The sequence below is a fragment of the Acinetobacter guillouiae CIP 63.46 genome (assembly GCF_000368145.1).
Lineage (GTDB): Bacteria > Pseudomonadota > Gammaproteobacteria > Pseudomonadales > Moraxellaceae > Acinetobacter > Acinetobacter guillouiae.
In genome coordinates this window covers 1,729,530-1,746,415 of record NZ_KB849283.1, presented here as the reverse complement: position 1 = coordinate 1,746,415, position 16,886 = coordinate 1,729,530, and the positions used below count along the sequence as shown (strand labels likewise).

11 protein-coding genes are annotated in these 16,886 nt (G+C 37.6%); 7 read left to right on the top strand and 4 right to left on the bottom strand.

Annotated elements, in window-relative coordinates; all coding sequences use genetic code 11:
- Nucleotides 1-234 precede the first annotated feature (234 nt).
- Together F981_RS13180 and F981_RS13175 are read right to left on the bottom strand one after the other, a co-directional pair.
- Nucleotides 235-2,385: a TonB-dependent receptor plug domain-containing protein gene (locus tag F981_RS13180; protein ID WP_004722305.1), complete on the bottom strand. Its 2,151-nt coding sequence runs from the start codon at nt 2,383-2,385 to the stop codon at nt 235-237.
- Between the two features lie 88 nt (nt 2,386-2,473).
- Nucleotides 2,474-4,693 (bottom strand): Ig-like domain-containing protein, encoded by a 2,220-nt coding sequence (locus F981_RS13175; RefSeq protein ID WP_004722303.1) that lies wholly within the window; start codon nt 4,691-4,693, stop codon nt 2,474-2,476.
- A gap of 578 nt (nt 4,694-5,271) precedes the next feature.
- Between F981_RS13175 and F981_RS13170 the strand changes: the two genes are divergently transcribed.
- The 3 genes from F981_RS13170 (at nt 5,272) to F981_RS13160 (ending at nt 9,411) form a co-directional block, all read left to right on the top strand.
- Nucleotides 5,272-5,778, top strand: a complete 507-nt coding sequence (locus F981_RS13170; RefSeq protein WP_004722296.1) for a sigma-70 family RNA polymerase sigma factor — start codon at nt 5,272-5,274, stop codon at nt 5,776-5,778.
- A gap of 4 nt (nt 5,779-5,782) precedes the next feature.
- Nucleotides 5,783-6,790 (top strand): FecR domain-containing protein, encoded by a 1,008-nt coding sequence (locus tag F981_RS13165; RefSeq protein WP_004722294.1) that lies wholly within the window; start codon nt 5,783-5,785, stop codon nt 6,788-6,790.
- A 74-nt stretch (nt 6,791-6,864) separates the two neighbouring features.
- On the top strand, nt 6,865-9,411 hold the full coding sequence (locus F981_RS13160; protein WP_004722291.1) for a TonB-dependent siderophore receptor: 2,547 nt from the start codon (nt 6,865-6,867) through the stop codon (nt 9,409-9,411).
- Between the two features lie 331 nt (nt 9,412-9,742).
- Here the strand turns inward: F981_RS13160 and F981_RS13155 are convergent, their stop codons facing one another.
- Entirely contained in the window at nt 9,743-10,726 is a 984-nt protein-coding gene (locus F981_RS13155) for a zinc-dependent alcohol dehydrogenase family protein (RefSeq protein WP_004722288.1), read from the bottom strand.
- A 104-nt stretch (nt 10,727-10,830) separates the two neighbouring features.
- On the opposite strand from F981_RS13155, the gene F981_RS13150 reads away from it, so the two are divergent.
- The 4 genes from F981_RS13150 to F981_RS13135 all read left to right on the top strand — a co-directional run bounded on the left by F981_RS13150 (nt 10,831) and on the right by F981_RS13135 (nt 15,081).
- Nucleotides 10,831-11,727: a LysR family transcriptional regulator gene (locus tag F981_RS13150; protein ID WP_004722286.1), complete on the top strand. Its 897-nt coding sequence runs from the start codon at nt 10,831-10,833 to the stop codon at nt 11,725-11,727.
- 607 nt (nt 11,728-12,334) lie between these two features.
- The gene (locus tag F981_RS13145) at nt 12,335-13,633 is read left to right on the top strand and encodes an MFS transporter (RefSeq protein WP_004722285.1); all 1,299 of its coding nucleotides are present in this window, start codon (nt 12,335-12,337) and stop codon (nt 13,631-13,633) included.
- Nucleotides 13,634-13,765: 132 nt separating this feature from the next.
- Entirely contained in the window at nt 13,766-14,194 is a 429-nt protein-coding gene (locus F981_RS13140; protein ID WP_004722283.1) for a DoxX family protein, read from the top strand.
- 182 nt (nt 14,195-14,376) lie between these two features.
- Nucleotides 14,377-15,081, top strand: coding sequence for a hypothetical protein (locus tag F981_RS13135; protein WP_004722281.1), 705 nt, complete (start codon nt 14,377-14,379; stop codon nt 15,079-15,081).
- Nucleotides 15,082-15,292: 211 nt separating this feature from the next.
- On the opposite strand, the gene proP is transcribed toward F981_RS13135, so the two are convergent.
- Nucleotides 15,293-16,774: a glycine betaine/L-proline transporter ProP gene (gene proP / locus F981_RS13130; protein ID WP_004722280.1), complete on the bottom strand. Its 1,482-nt coding sequence runs from the start codon at nt 16,772-16,774 to the stop codon at nt 15,293-15,295.
- Nucleotides 16,775-16,886: the final 112 nt, after the last annotated feature.

Here is a 16,886-nt window from a genome sequence, read left to right as displayed (position 1 = left end):
TTTAAATATTTTTATTGTTATTAATCAATATTTTATATTTTAAATTTGACTGTCACCGCTTCCGCCAAATATTTAAAAGACCCTTAAATTTTTAAGGGTCTTTTTTTTGCTTTGATTTTGTTTAACGGACCTTGTATAAACTTTGGATTGAAATAGAACAGATCAGATTGATTTAGATGATCATTATGTTGAATCTCTTTTCACAGGCGAGGGCAACAACCCAAAAATTTACATTCATTTATAATTATTCCATTTAAATTCAGCATTGATAAAATAAGTACGTTCCAGACCATTTAAACCACTATACGCAGCTCTATAGGTAGTATTGCCGAGGTTACGAATCCCTGCACTTAAATTGACATATTTATGATTAAAACCTGCATATAGGCTACCAATGGTATAAGAATCAAAGCCGCCTTTTTGTATGACTTGAGGTTCATCAAATACAGTCTGAATTTTGCCTTTCACCCATGGCTGTAACGGCAATTGGCTAAAGGTATATTTATAATGGCTGTTAATATCAATTGGATGTGCCGCAGCTTGCACAAAAACATCTTCAGAATCAATTTTATTAAAACTGCCTGAAATACCAAAGTCATGGACTTCATTCATATAATTGGCACTGAATTCCATACCCCAATTATTGACTTGGTCGGCATTATAATATCGGGTGGTGTCTTGGAAAAAGTCAGATTCACGATCATTAAAATCGCCTGTCGCTATATTGCATTTACCAATGCGAATACAGGTTTCCAAACCAGCCCGATCAATAACTCTACGATTGGTTTTCGTCCAAATATATTGGTCAAAGTCGCTATAAAACACACTGGTATTTAAGGCCCAATGATCATTGAGGTATTTCCAAGCCACTTCGGCATGGTAGCCTTCTTCAGGTTGTAAAGCTAACCCCCCACCCAAAAAGCCACCAAAGGTATAGCGTTCATACAAATCAGGCGCTCGGAAAGTGCGGCTGATATTGGCGGAAATATTCTGGGTATCGGTGAGGTGATATTGTGCTCCAAGTGCCCATGTTGGTTCGAATATGGTTTTTTCAGGGGTAATTCCCGAAATACCGATGAGTTGTGAGGCAAGTTCAGCATTTGCACCTGGCAGTAATTTTTGTCGGGTTGCCCAATAATTGGCACGTACTCCTGCAAAACCTGTCCATGTGCCGAAGTCATATTCTAAATTGGTAAAACCTGCATAATAATCTTGTTCAGAATACACCGCAGTGACGGCTTTATCTAAAACAGCTTCCAGACCAAAACTGGCTTGTAATTGATGCCAGTTTAAAAATAGATTGGCGTTAAAATTATCACTATCTAAGGTTTCAGTATAACCGCCTTCTTGTTGGCGTTCTAATAAGGACTGTTTGTTATATTTAAATGAGAAGTTATTAAAAATACCCAGATTGTCTTTACGATAAGTGATGGATTTAGATTCACGCTCTTTACGTGCCAACAGCATCACCATTGCATCTTGCATGGTACTCCCATGTGCTGATGCAATATCTTTACCGATCCATTGGTCATAATCGAGATCAATTTGGCTATCTGTAGCAAATTTTCCTGATAATTTGGCACTCAGTGATTCGGCGTCATAACCCAAATCTTTGACGGTTACTGTGCTATTCACTGCATTTAATGCATTGGTTTTACTAATCGCATATTTTTTATCAGCATTACCACGGACCCGATAGTCATTGGACGATTCTTTGGTATAAGTGACCTTTGCACCAAAATTATCCATGCCTGCATTTAGACTGGTGGTGGAACTGGTTTTGTCATAACCCTCATCATAAGCGAATTTTTGACTGACCCCGATGCCTTGACTCATTTGTACAGGTTTGGTCTTGACGATAATGACGCCACCTGATGCACCCGGGTCGTAAATCACCGCAGGACTACCTTTTACCACTTCAATCATTTCAACGTTGTTAATATCCACCTGATTGATTTCACCAGAACCTGAATGGTCTAAACCTTGATTGGCGATTTTGATGCCATCAACAACACTGACCACGCGTTGCCCAGTCAGACCACGAATTTTTACATTTTTACCGAAAGCCCCAGTTTCGGTAATGGAAACACCAGGAATATCCCGAATCGCTTCTTTGACATCGGTTAAGCCTTCCTGCTGAATTTTTTCCTGACTGATGATCTGTTTGGAATAGGGTTTGTTAAACATTTCTTGTTGATTTTGTCGCTCTGCCTTGAGGACTTTTTCTGCTGTAACTTCAATGACAGGCAGTTTAGTAGGTTGTTCATCATTTATGTCTGTATCTTTCTTATTATCTGCTGCATAGAGATGATAGAAGGGAGAGTATCCACCAGCAATACACAGGGTCAATAATAGATATCGTGGGAGAAAGGGAGGTGTGTTCATGACAGAAATCCAGTCAAAATAAACGCAGGGTTGCTGCCCCCATCTTAAGAATAGCAACAGCAACCCGATTGAATAAGCTATGTATGGATTAGTCAGTGATCCAAGAACCATTAATATGATTAACTTTTTTCAATGACTTTTCTTTTTCTGAGAAGCCACTAGTCAGTATAGGAACACCAGCATGACTACCCGTCATATGCAAGCCAAATAGACCACCAATCCCAGCCAACGTGACATTACCTGAAGCGTCAGCAGTGACATTGGTAATTCCACCTCCACCCTCTAAATCCTTGATTTTACCCATGAGTTTGCCCGTGGTGGCATTGACAATACTACCGACTGTGTCAGTTGGATCTGTTGCTTGATTGGCACGTTTGTTCCATAACAATACATTACCTTCATAAACACCATTGGCACGGAATGCAGTGCGTTCAAAGTACATACGGCCAAACGTTGGGGAGACGCTGGTTTTGCTGGTTGTTGGCGCATCGAGTGGTAATTTATAAACGTTATAAACACGGGTTTCTGAGGCAGTTGGATTGGTCTCATTGACATAGACATAATCACCTACTGCCACAGCAGGTACCCGCATTGAAGTAAAGTATGGAATATCCTGATCAATAACAGCATTATCCAACGCTGTTTTTGTGGTTGTGGTTGCAGTATTTAACCAGCCTTGTTGATAATTGAGATTCATCTTGTCTTTAGATAACTTGGCCGCTTCGACAAATAAATAACCATTTTTGACCGCAGTCAGGTTGAGATTATATGACAGAGCCACATTGCTTGAATTATTGGCTAAATCAGTACCAGTGCCATTATCATAAATTTTGCTTGCACTGGTGCCTGTCAATTTCAGAATTTCGGCATTTTTAAAGACATAGGCTTTGCCAAATATTCTATGGGTGATCGCTGCATTTTGTGTATCAAGGTTATAATTAATCAATAAATAACCGGTATTACCTTCTGCCAAATTATCGACTACATTTGGCATGTTAAAGAAATTACTAAAGATACCAGAACCACCATGCCCACCACCAAATTTAATTTGATGATGTTCAGGGTTATAATTCGCAGGATATTCTGCACCTGTTACATTCGTTAAGGTTTTTGCAGTTTTATCATAAGCATAAAGTGTTTTTACACCTTCTTTTGCCAAATAAATATGGGTATCGTTTTGTGCTAAGAAGTAGTATTGACCTGTCCCGCCACTAATATCAGTACAGGTGATTAAATCAACGGTACAGCTTTGTAAACGCGCAGCTTCATTACTTGCGGTTGGGTAGCTTCCTTTGACATAGGCAGCACTATAGTTGACCAATACCGAATCAGTTTTACCTGTGCTGTTATTGACAACTGGCTTAATGGTTCGACCTTGTGTCACTTTGCCATCTGATAAACGCACAGTGATATAGGCATTTTTAATATTGTCAGACAGTTCGCCTCTAAAAATATCGGGTAGTTTGGCAAAAGTACGCAATTGCACATAAGAATTATCAATATCTGTTTCATTGAGATACATGGTTTGTGTATCGCCAATCACTTTCATTTCTGCGGTTTTTAATGCTGCTGGTAATGCTGCACTACTAAAAATGGTGGCTTGACTGTTTGGATTACTTGCATCAAATCGTTTTAGAATATTGTCGGTATAGAATGTATATTCAGTTGCTGTTGTTGCACCAGCTGGTGTGTAATTACGCGTTTCTTTAGATGCATTTGGGTCAAGGAAAATCGCATATTCTCGTTTTTTATAAACTGTTTTATCGCCATCTTTTGCCGCACTCATCACAAAGACACGATTGCCTAAAATCACATTGCTGATACTGCTGTAATACTCCTGTTTGCCGTTGTTAGGGTCATAACGGACAATTTGAGAATTACCTGTTTCAGGGTTGGCGACTTTGTAGAATTGATAATCAAACACCGACTCAACTTGGGTATTAATCGTAATGCTCAGATCTGTGCTCAGTGAACCATCACTGACACTCACCACAAGTGTATCTGCGCCAACCACATTGCCTGCAATATAAGTAATCACACCTGTTTTACTGTCAATGCTGGCAGTGCCTAATTTTGGCGCAGTTTTGATGCTATAGGTGAGCGCGTTGTTCTCAGCATCTTTTGCCGTTACGCTAATTTTTTTACTGTCTAGGGTTTGTACGGTCACTGGGCTGATCGCATCAATTGTTGGGGCAGTATTGCTCGGTTTGCTGTCTCCACTACCACCCCCACCACAACCTGTAAGAATGGTACAGATTGAACTGGCAATCAGGGTTTTATGACCTATTTTCATTTTAGATAACAACATTGCTTTATCCTTTGCTTGATAAAAAAATGGACAATCATCGTGGCTAGAAAGGACAATGCTTTGTTGGCTATATGATAATGATAATTATTTACATTAAAAATACTAATCTAATACAAAAACTGAGTCAACATAATATTTCTGTTTAGCATATTGATATTTATTGTGAATTAATGAAATGTCTTTTAATTTGATTAGGATTATGTCTGTTTTTTAAGCGTTGAAAATTTTTATTGGTGTCACACAAGTACTTTAAGATGAAGTGATATTTTGCAAGCTTTCACTTACAAAATATGTCCAATCTAGCTAATTTCATTTAATGTATAGTCACCAATTTTTTTATCACTTCTTCGCCTACTTCACGTGGTGATTGAGGATTTTGCCGTCAGCAAATAATAGTGTATGCATATATTGACATTCAGGGCTGTCCAATTTAAACCGCAAAGCTAAATAAGCTGCTACAGATTGGTTTGTGCAAAAAAAGTGAGTTGGGCGAGGACGTGGGTTAGATGAAAATAATGATTGAATTTAGCGATTAAATTACTGATAATAATTATCATTCGCTTAAATAAACTTTTTCCATGTCTGCGTCGCTTCCCAACCATGATATTGCTCAACTTTATCAAGAACATCATTCTTGGGTATATGCATGGCTATATAAAAAGTTAGGCAATAGCACTGATGCAGCAGATTTGGCACAAGATACTTTCTTAAGAGTGATGGCACGACGACAGCAAATTGAATTATTGCAACCACGTGCTTATTTGACCACTGTAGCCAAAGGCTTGATGATCAATTGGATTCAACGGAAGCATATTGAGCGAGCATATTTAGACGTGCTGGCGCTACAACCTGAACTCGAAGAAATCTCTCCAGAACAGCACTGTTTGATTATCGAAAGTTTGCTTGAAGTGACACAATTGCTAGAGCAACTGCCTGCGGTGGTACGCGATACTTTTCTCTATGCACAGCTTGAAGGGCTGAAATACGATGAGATTGCAGTCAAATTGGATATTTCCCTAAGTTCAGTCAAACGCTATATGAAAAAAGCGTATGTACATTGTCTGTCTGCCATGCTGGACGACTAAGCGAATGTCAAAGCAGAATGAATCTGAACAACAACACAATCAAAAATCAGACTCAAAACAAGATCAACAACAGACGCAACAAATTTTAAATGAAGCGGCTGATTGGTGTATGCGTTTAAGCCAAGGCGAGTTGAGTCCGCAAGAATTACAGCAATTGCAGATCTGGCAGCAGCAAAGTTCAGTGCATGCCAAAGTTTGGCAAAAAATGCAGCAACTGCATCATACTTTTGATCAACTGCCAACGGAAGTGGCACGACCTATTTTAAAACAAAGTACATCATTTTCATGGAAAAAACACCGTCATTACATGTGGGTTTTGGCGTGTCTATCGTTACTGTATTTAGGCTATAGCTTAAATCAGCAGCAGCAATGGACGGCAGACTATCGAACAAAAGTAGGTGAAATTGAAAAAATTAAACTCCCCGATGGCGGTGAGCTGTATCTAGACAGTGCATCGGCAATTGATCTGGACTATAGCGCTAAGCAACGTAATGTCGTGCTAAGAAAAGGTCAGATATGGATTAAAACTGCGAAAGATCAACAACAACGCCCATTCTTTGTGCAAACTCAACATGGGCAAATGCAGGCTTTGGGCACTGAATTTTCAGTAGAGCTTGATCCAAAGCAGTCTTGGGTGTTCGTCGAGCAAGGTGCGGTGAAATTACAACCACAACGTCATCCAACTCAGACAGTCATTGTTGCGGCGGGTCAGCTAAGTCATTTGAATCGCGAGCAGGTGGCGGAGGTTATAAGTGCTGATCTTACACGCAACAGTTGGACGCAGGGCTGGATGATCGTGAATGATCTGCCATTGTCTGAATTCGTACAGCGTATAGGAAAATATCAAAAGGGTTATATTGCTTTAGATGATGATATTGCTCAGATTAAAATATCAGGGACTTATCCAATCAATGATTTACCAACGCTATATAGCATGTTGGCTGTCACCTATAAGTTAGACATCAATCGCTATGCACAAGGCTATTGGGTCAGTATTGGTGAAAAAAAATAATTTAAGGTTGACACTTTTTTTAAACTCAACTGGCAAGGCTAATAAGAGAACTCATTGGTATTCAATAGGGGGTTATGGTGTCTCTAGCATTGCAACACGCAAAAAAATTGAAAAAACCGAAGCCATATAAAATAAGCCGCGAGAAAAAAATGCGTTATTCGGTCATGCATTTATTGGTACTGAGCAGTATGTTGGGTGTTAGTGCATTTAGCCATGCTGAAACAACAGCAACTCAAAAGCATTATCAAGTGGCTTCAGGGGATTTGGGACAAGCACTTTCTAATTTTGCTCTACAGTCTAATATTGCATTGTCTTTTGATCCGAAACTGACGCAGGGGTATAAAACCAACGGTTTAAGCGGCAGTTTTGATATTGCTCAGGGTTTTCAACAGTTATTAAAAGACACAGATCTACAGCTTGTTCAACAAAGTCCACGGGTGTGGCGAATTGAACGACGTCAGATGTCGAAAACCACAACAGTTGCAAACACGGCAACGGATTCAGCCGTGGCAACAAATTCTCACGCGGACAATCCAGCAGCGAAACTTGAGACCATTGTCGTGACTGCCAATCAGTTGGGGGAAATTACTGAAAATAGTGGTTCTTATACGCCAGGTAAAATTGCCACTGCCACGCGTTTAGTGCTTACACCGAAAGAAACACCACAAACCATTAGTGTGATTACGCGACAGTTGATGGATGATTTTCAGTTAAATAATATTGATCAAGTCATGTCGCATACACCCGGGATTACCGTATCAGCTTACGACAGTGAACGGACCAGTTATTACTCACGCGGTTTTGCCATTAATAATTTCCAATATGATGGCATTCCTTCAACGACTCGAAATGTCGGTTATGCCGCGGGTAATACGCTCAGTGACTCTGCTATTTATGACCGTATCGAAGTCCTTAAAGGGGCAACGGGCTTACTTACAGGGGTAGGTTCTTTGGGAGCAACCATCAATTTAGTACGAAAAAAACCAACCGCAGAGACTCAAGCATCGCTGAGTTTAAGCGCTGGTTCTTGGAATAATTACCGTGCTATGGCAGATGTCAGTGGTTCACTGAATGATGAGCAAAGTATTCGTGGACGTTTTGTGGCTGCGGGTCAAGACAAAGAATCTTTTATGGATCGTTATGAACGTAAAAGTGCTGTATTTTATGGCATTGTCGAAGCAGATTTAGGCGATAAAACTTTAGTTACACTGGGTGCAGATTACCAGAACAATGACCCTAAAGCATCGACATGGTCAGGCTCTTTCCCTTTATTTAATGGTGCTGGGGAACGTAATCCAGATCCAGATCGCTCCTTTAATAATGGTGCCAATTGGAGTGAATGGAAACAATATACCCGTACCATTTTTGCCAATGTACATCATAAATTTAATGATGATTGGGCACTGACTCTGCAATATGACCATAAAATTAATGGCTATGATGCAACACTAGGCACTATCCAAGGCTATTATCCTAAATTAGATGGTTCTGCTAATCTTTGGCCTTCTCAATATATCGGTCGTACCGTCAGTGATTCATTGGAGTTGTATAGCACAGGTAAGTTTGCGCTGCTTGGTCGGCAACATGATTTGGTCTTAGGCGCAAGTGGGGCTTATTCACGTTGGAAGGGGAAAGATTGGTATGGTGGCATGCAGGGTTATGATTCACATATTCCCGATTTTAGCCAATGGGATGGCAATATTGCACAGCCAAATTGGGGTGAGCCAAATGCCTATACCCATGACCGTACTACTCAATATGGTGCCTACGCCAGTACTCGTTTAAATCTGGCAGATGATTTAAAGGTGCTTTTAGGTACCCGTATGATCAACTATAAAATGAAAGGTTTACAAGGTGTAGTCGAGGAAAAGAATCGCTTCATTCCCTATGTTGGGGTCGTCTATGACATCACTGATCGAGTAAGTGCTTATGCCAGTCTCAGCGATATCTTTATGCCTTATGATATCTGGTATAAATCTTCAGCCAATAAAATCCTAGATCCAGACGAAGGTAAAAACTACGAAGGCGGTTTTAAGTTTCAATCTGATGATGCTAAGTTAAATGCCAGTATCGCTTATTTTGAAATCCATGAATCCAATCGTGCCATTGAGGACATTGTTTATAATGGTGCGCCAAGTAATCCCGCTGTTGATTTTGCATGGATTGGTGCGAAAGCCAAAACTAAGGGGGTAGAGATTGAAGCTTCTGGTGAGGTCTTCCCCAATGTCCAAGTGCAAAGTGGTTATACCTACAAGCAAATTAAGGACAATGATGGTGAGAAGATTTCAACATGGGAACCAGAACATCAATTTAATGTCTCAACCCAGTATAAATTTGATCAGCAACTCGATGGTTTAAGTGTGGGTGGGAATGTTCGTTGGCAGAACCACGGATGGCAAACGGTGTATAACAATGTCAAAAAGCGTAGTGAAGTGATTGATCAGAAAGCCTTTGTATTGGTCGATCTAATGGCCAACTACCAGTTTAATGAACAGTTAAGTACTGCGATTAATTTAAATAATATTTTTGATCAACACTACTTTACCAACATCGGCTTCTATAACTCTGGGGTCTATGGTGAGCCACGTAATTTTATGCTTAGTGTGAAATATAAGTATTAAGTCGTAAATGAAGGTGGGGAGGAAACTGCTCATCTGAAACCTATACTCAACTAGACAACTCAACCTCCCTTTTTGAAAAGGGAGGTTGAGTATACAGTCTCGCTATTCTTATTCATGCATTTCGACGTATACGTCTTATGCTCAATTTTAGCCTACAACGGAAGCTATTTATGAAATGCCACAGCCGCTAATAGAAAATTAAATTAAAAATATTTTATATCACTGTATTATTGTTTTAATTTGACAGTCGCTGCTTCCGCCAAATATTTAAAAAGACCCTTAAATTTTCAAGGGTCTTTTTTTGACTATGTTCAGTCCTAAACCGAGCTAGTTAAATAATATCAATGACTACTTTGATTGACGCTGCCCCACTTTCTAAAAAATCATGCGCTTCAAGAGCATTTTCCAAACTAAAAGTATGATGATCAACAATAGGGCGAATTTTCCCTGACTCAACATATTCAGTCAGTTGTCGCAAAATAGCACCATGGTGTGCTCGACCTTGAACAGTGAGTAGCGGTAAGAGGACGAAAACACCTGAAAGCGTTGCAGCTCGTAAAGATGAAGGGGCTAAGTTTATTTCACTAAAGGCGTAGCAACTCGAAATGTGCCCATATGATTTAATTGCTGATAAGGACGTAGCAAGAGTATTACCACCAACAGTGTCATAAATAATATCAAACCCCTGACCCGCAGTATGTTTTTGAACATAATCATCAACACTATGTGTCTCATAATCAATAGCTATTGCTCCGAGATCTTCAATCACTTTACGACTGTGTGCTTTACCTGTTGCATATACCTCCGCACCTTTAGCTTTTGCAAGCTGCACAACCATATGACCAACACCTCCAGCACCACCTTGAACTAAGACGGAATCCCCCTTTTTAACTTGAGCTCTATCCACTAGACCTTCCCACGCTGTTAAAAAAACCAAAGGTAAAGCAGCAGCTTCACGCATAGATAAATTTTTAGGTTTAATTGCAAGTAAATCTGCATCTACAGCAATATATTCAGCTAAGGTGCCTTGTAATCCTCGGACACCACCAGCCAAACCATATACTTCATCTCCAACGATAAAGTTTTTAACATTTTCACCTACCTTTATAACCTCACCAGCAAGATCTGTTCCGAGTATGGCGGGGAGAATAGGATCTGCATAAGGTGCTGCCCCTTCACGGATTTTATAATCGATAGGGTTAACACCACTACTATGAATTTTGACCAAAACTTCATGCGAATCAATCTCAGGAATTGGAATTTCAACCAGACTAAATTCCTTAATATCATAGCTTTTCAAGATTTGTGCTTTCATTGCTATACCTGTAATAACAAAGTTAAAAATTAAATATACTTAAATAATAAATCAAAAAAAATGATACAATATGGATTTCTTAATTCCATATTTTGGAATAAGTTATGAGTAATTATTTCGAACTGATTAAAATTTTCTGTACAGTGGCGAATACTGAAAATTTCAAAAAAGCTGCTGTAAAGTTGGGGAAATCACCTCAGTCAATTACACGTGCCATACAGGAACTTGAGGATCAGAAAGGAGAAATTCTTTTTTATCGGAGCACACGTGGTCATAAAATTACCCGTGCAGGGGAAGAGTTGTTAAGACAAGCTCAGCCTTTACTGAAACAAATTAATGAATTGGTGAAAAACAATACTCAGGAATCTAATCAGAATATCTCTGGTCATATTCGTTTAACGATGCCAACTGCGTTTGGTCGACACTTAGTTATACCTTTAATTACAAAGTTTCAGACTGAATATCCAAATATAAAGGTCAGTTGTATTTTGACTGATGAACACAGTGATGTAATTGAAAATCAAATAGATATTGGACTTCGTGTTGGCTTTTTAAATGACAATCGCTTTGTGTCTCGAAAAGTTATGAATATCGGTTTTCGTGTAGTGGGTTCACCAGATCTCATAAAAAGAGTTGGACAGCCTTATCAGATTGGCGATTTAGATAATTTTCCTATTATTGCCTTTGAAAATTTATCTTTAAATCAATATTGGTTTTGGGGGTTTGAATATGATCAAACTTTTTTACCTAGCTCGCCATTTTTTTCAACCAATGACCTTGATGCTTATTGTCAGGCAATAGTTGATGGTATTGGTTTTGCTCATATTCCAGAATTTTTGGCATTACCGATGATTCAGCAAGGTACTGCTATAGAAGTCATGAAAAATGTTAAGTCATCTCCATGGGGATTGTATTTATATCGCCCACAATTGGGGCCAACACCAAAACGAATTAAATTGCTCTATAACTATTTAGCTGAAAATTTTATAAAAAGTAATTGATAAATTATGAATATATAAATTTTAAAAGTTGCCATATTTGAGGTTGGTTATAGTCATAAGCATAAATTTAGAATTTAAGTAAATTATTGCTTCAATTTTATAGCTGAATATACTTGGTTAAGGCTCTCGTTAATGCTTTATGTTTTTAAGATCTTTTTCATGTAGATATGCAGTTTCAACTTTATATGAAAGTTTATGTTTTAGATCATGTTCATAGAATCCACAATAATAATCAATTTGATTTACCAACCTATCACGGAATGTAGAGTTATAGATCGAAAACCATGCGTAGTTTTCATCCGATTTTGTTTTGGATCAATATAGCTTAAGCAAAATCCTCTCTAATTTACTCCCTTTAGCCACATTTTTGATGTGGCTTTTCTATTTTTAACTTGAGAATTAGCTAAGGAAAAAAATAATGAATACATCTTGTAAAAAAACTCCATTTTAAAAAAATAAATATTTATTGATTTAAGTTATTGTTTTTTATTTGAAATTTAAAATGATATAGATTGTATCTGATTCTTGTACTTTCTTTAATTTACGAATAGTATAATTGAATTATGAAATAAGTAATTATTGTTGCAGCGATGTATAAGGAATTACCATGAAAGAAGTTGCATTAAATGATTTTATTGATCAACAAAAAATAGGAAGGTATCAGAAGTTTATCTTATTGACCTGTTTGCTACTGATGGTTATGGATGGCTATGATATTCAAGCAATCGCATATGCTGCACCTTTGATCATGGAACATTGGAAAATTGATAAAACCATGTTGGGGGTCGTATTTAGTGCCAGCCTTTTTGGTTTATTTATAGGCTCACTATTTTTAAGTTCTTTAGCAGACCGCTTTGGTCGCCGTCCCATTTTACTTATTTCAACTCTAGCTTTTTCTGTGCTGATGTTACTCACACCAAGTGTTAGTAGTGTAGAACAATTGACCATCATACGTTTTGTGACTGGGATTTTCTTAGGAGGAATTATGCCTAATGTTATGGCATATAGTTCCGAGATTGTGCCAAGCAAGTATCGTATTTTGACCATGATGGTTATTTCATGCGGTTATACAGTTGGAGCAATGCTAGGCGGTGGAATTTCTGCTTTATTGACGCCAATTGGTGGATGGCATGCGATCTTTTATTTTGGTGGAATTATTCCGCTGATCATTTTTTTTATTATGCTGTTCACGTTGCCAGAATCCTTACAATTTATGGTAAGCAAGAATAATGATCACAAAGCACTATTATGGCTAAAAAAATTCTATCCAAAGCTAAATTTTAGTTCAGAACTTAAAATTTTAAATCCCCTGATCCTGAAAACAAAACAATCACCTTTAGAACTATTTAAAGAAAACCGTGCATTCTTTACTTACACCATTTGGATAATAAGCATTTTGAATATGATTAGTTTGTATTTTTTAGCGAACTGGTTACCGATGCTTGCCAAAGAATCAGGCTTAAATTTAAACCAGGCCTTACTGATTGGTTCCATTCTACAGTTGGGAGGAGCCTTTGGCAGTATTTTGATGGGTTTGAAAATAGATAAAGTCGGATTTTATAAGGTACTTATTCCAGTATTTATTACTGGCGTATTGAGCGTAGCCGTGATTGGTTATTCAATTAGTAATCCTTTACTTTTATATGTGGTTGTTTTTATTGCAGGGTTTGCAATTGTTGGTGGTCAGCCAGCGATCAATGCGTTTTCTGCTAGTTATTATCCTATTTCACTACGTACTACTGGGGTGGGATGGAGTATTGGAATAGCACGTTTAGGTTCAGTAATTGGACCATTGTTTGGCGGATATTTATCTAAACACATGGATATTACGCATCTCTTTATTGCTGCTGCAGTTCCATCAATGCTTGTGATTATGACACTCGTGATTCAAGCAAAATATCGATAACTGATGATTTACCCAGTATCTAAGGAGTATTTAATTATTTTTAAATAGCAAAATGATGTATTTAAGGCTTAGATTCTCCCTGTCACTCTTGAAACTATATGAGAAATAGTTTTTAAAAAAGGTTTACATATCATGAAATTAAATACGCTGCGATATTACAATTTTGTGAATTCAAAATTTTATATTTTATTGATAGCACGTGTATTACTTGTAGTATTGTTTATAAAGCTAGGGATTCCCAAGCTTATTAACTTTGAACAAACAATCCAGTATATGCAATCTTTAAATATTCCATTTTCAACTCTAGCTGCATTTATCGCAGTTGTAATGGAGGTTGTAGCTCCTATATTTATATTGATCGGCTACTATACTAGACCTATTGCGATTATTTTTGCATTTTATACGATTGGGTCTGCAATATTAGGTCATGCCTATTGGCAAGTTCCCTCGGAACTTGTCCAGTCGAATATGATCAATTTTTATAAAAACATAAGTATTGCTGCTGGATTCTTTTTGTTAAGTTTAACAGGACCAGGCCGATACTCCTTGGATAAAAAATAAATGTTTTATTAGAGGCTTTGGAGCATTGAAGGTCAACGACAATGTTTCATTAGCTCTTTTTTTAAGTTAATAATGCTTCTCAAGAAGTTTAAAGTATTTTGATTAACAATTGATTGCTTGAATGATTAGGGTAGAGTTAGATCTTAGTAAATGTAAAATGATTTTAAATTTTAAAGTTAAAAATGTCTAAAAAGCCTTATCTATCACCAGAAATGCAAGAATATCAAGCAAAGCAAAAAAGACAAAATAAATTACTTTTGCAACTTTCAATTCTTCTATTTATCCCGCCTTTATTGTTATTTCCCGCATATCCAAGAAATGATTGGCAATATTCCATTTATAAGTACATCACACAGAATTTGTTGATTACAGTGGGTACAAAAGGACCACTACCATTTTTTACTATTCTTTCTAGTATATACATTACAGTGATTATGTTTTTCTTAAGTTGTTATGTCTGCTGGTTATTCTTAAAAAAGTATGGCATTCAGGAAAACTTCCAAAAAAAGATTTACAGTTTATTCGTACAATTCGAATTCTCTTCTTCATATAAATATCCTTGGTTAGAAAAACCAATAATCAAAAAAACATTAGTTTCGAGCATTTTTATTTTATGTTTTCTTGGTAGTATTTGGCATTTTGTTCATGATGAAATTTCATTCCAAAGTGGTAGTCGTAAAGGTGCACTCATAGAATGGAGTTACAACTATCGAATAGGCGTATTGTTCTGGGAATTGATCATGAGCTTGTTCAGTATCTCTCCTATTTTTTATTTCTTTCTTTTATTCATTTATCTTGGCAATTACTTTTTCCGTGGATTGGGGACTGGAAAAATTATTTCTTCAAAAAGAAACAGCAAAATAAAAAAGCGTAAGAAAAAAAGATGATTTCTTTAATTCTGCCATATTGTCTTATCCTGTAATAGAACGACACTTATGTCATAAAACGCTCAATCAATTTCATTGGGCACTTTAATATTTTCGTGGCATTTATATCATCCACTCCAGCATCCTTATGTTTTACTTGCTACAAAGAATAATCAATCTAAGCTAGAGGCTTATCCAACACAATTCTATTGAATAAGCCCATTTAAGACCATTAATCAATATCAGGATGTTGCTTGGCGAGATGATCACGTTTTTCTTGCAACTCTTCAATTTTTTGATCAATTTTTTCGATTTTTTGCTCAATATTTCCATGATATTGTTCGAGAAGTTCTTCAGCTTCTTCAGTATCAACGGCCATTGGTTTTGCACCTTTGAGCGGCAAGTTGGCTGTTTCTTTAAGATAAATCGCAGTAATCACCCCAAAGCAACCACAAATTACCAAATAATAGGCAGGCACCATAATATTTTGAGTGGTTTCAACCAATGCTGCTGTGATGGTCGGGGTTAAACCAGCAATCACCACAGAAATATTAAACGCGATTGCAAGTGCACTATAACGAATTTCAGTTGGAAACAATGCGGGTAGGGTTGAAGCCATTATTCCAATCAACATATTCAGTGAAAGTGCTAACATCAACAGACCCAAGAAAATTAAGTAAACATTATTGGTGGCAAGCAATATAAAGGCAGGGTATGACAAGACAATTAGGGCAATGCTGCCTGCAAAGACAAATGGGCGACGACCAATCTTGTCGCTAAGCATGCCTACAAACGGCTGTACAAAGAGCATTCCAACCATTACTGCAATAATAATCAGAACGCCGTGATTTTCTGAATAGCCTAAGTTATGTGAGAAATAACTTGGTAAATAGGTGAGTAGCATGTAGTAGGTGACATTGGTACACAGTACGAGTCCAACACAGACTAGTAGACTGCGTTTATGTTCTCGGAAAATTTGTTTAAAACCGACTTTTTGCGGTTTTTTCGATTGTGACTGTTCTTCGGCATGTGCCTGAAAGGTTGGTGTCTCATCTAAAGAGTGACGTAAATATAAGCCAATCAGTCCCAGCGGTAGCGCTAAATAAAAAGGAATACGCCAGCCCCAATCGACAAAGGCGGCTTCGCCCATGGAAAAGCTGATCATTGAAACGACGCCCGCTCCAACAACAAAACCTAAAATAGAACCAAAATCCAGCCAGCTTCCCATGAAACCACGTTTTCGATCTGGAGAATATTCCGCTACAAATATTGCTGCTCCAGCATATTCACCTCCGACTGAAAAGCCTTGAGCAATTTTTACAATGAGCAGCAAAATAGGGGCCCAAATCCCGATACTTTCATAAGATGGAATCAAGCCAATACCAAAGGTACTGACTGACATGATAATAATGGTGATTGCCAGAATTTTTTGACGACCGTATTTATCACCTAAATGCCCGAAAAATAATCCACCCAAAGGTCGAAATATAAAGGGTATAGAAAAGGTGGCAAGGGCCGCAATCATTTGTATACTGGGTGATGAATTGGGGAAAAAGACTTTACCCAATACATAAGCGACATAGCCATACACACCAAAATCAAACCATTCTATGGCATTCCCTAAAGCTGCAGCTTTAATGGCTTTTTTAGTCTTATCATAATCAATAATTTCGACATCATCGATTTCAAGTGGTTTGATTTTTCTTTTATACATAAATGGCTTAATCCTAATGAATGACAGTGTTAAAAAACGCGTTAAAACACAATCAAAAATAAAATTCATCATGAGCAGAAATGATTAAAAAATATAACGCTAGGTTACATTT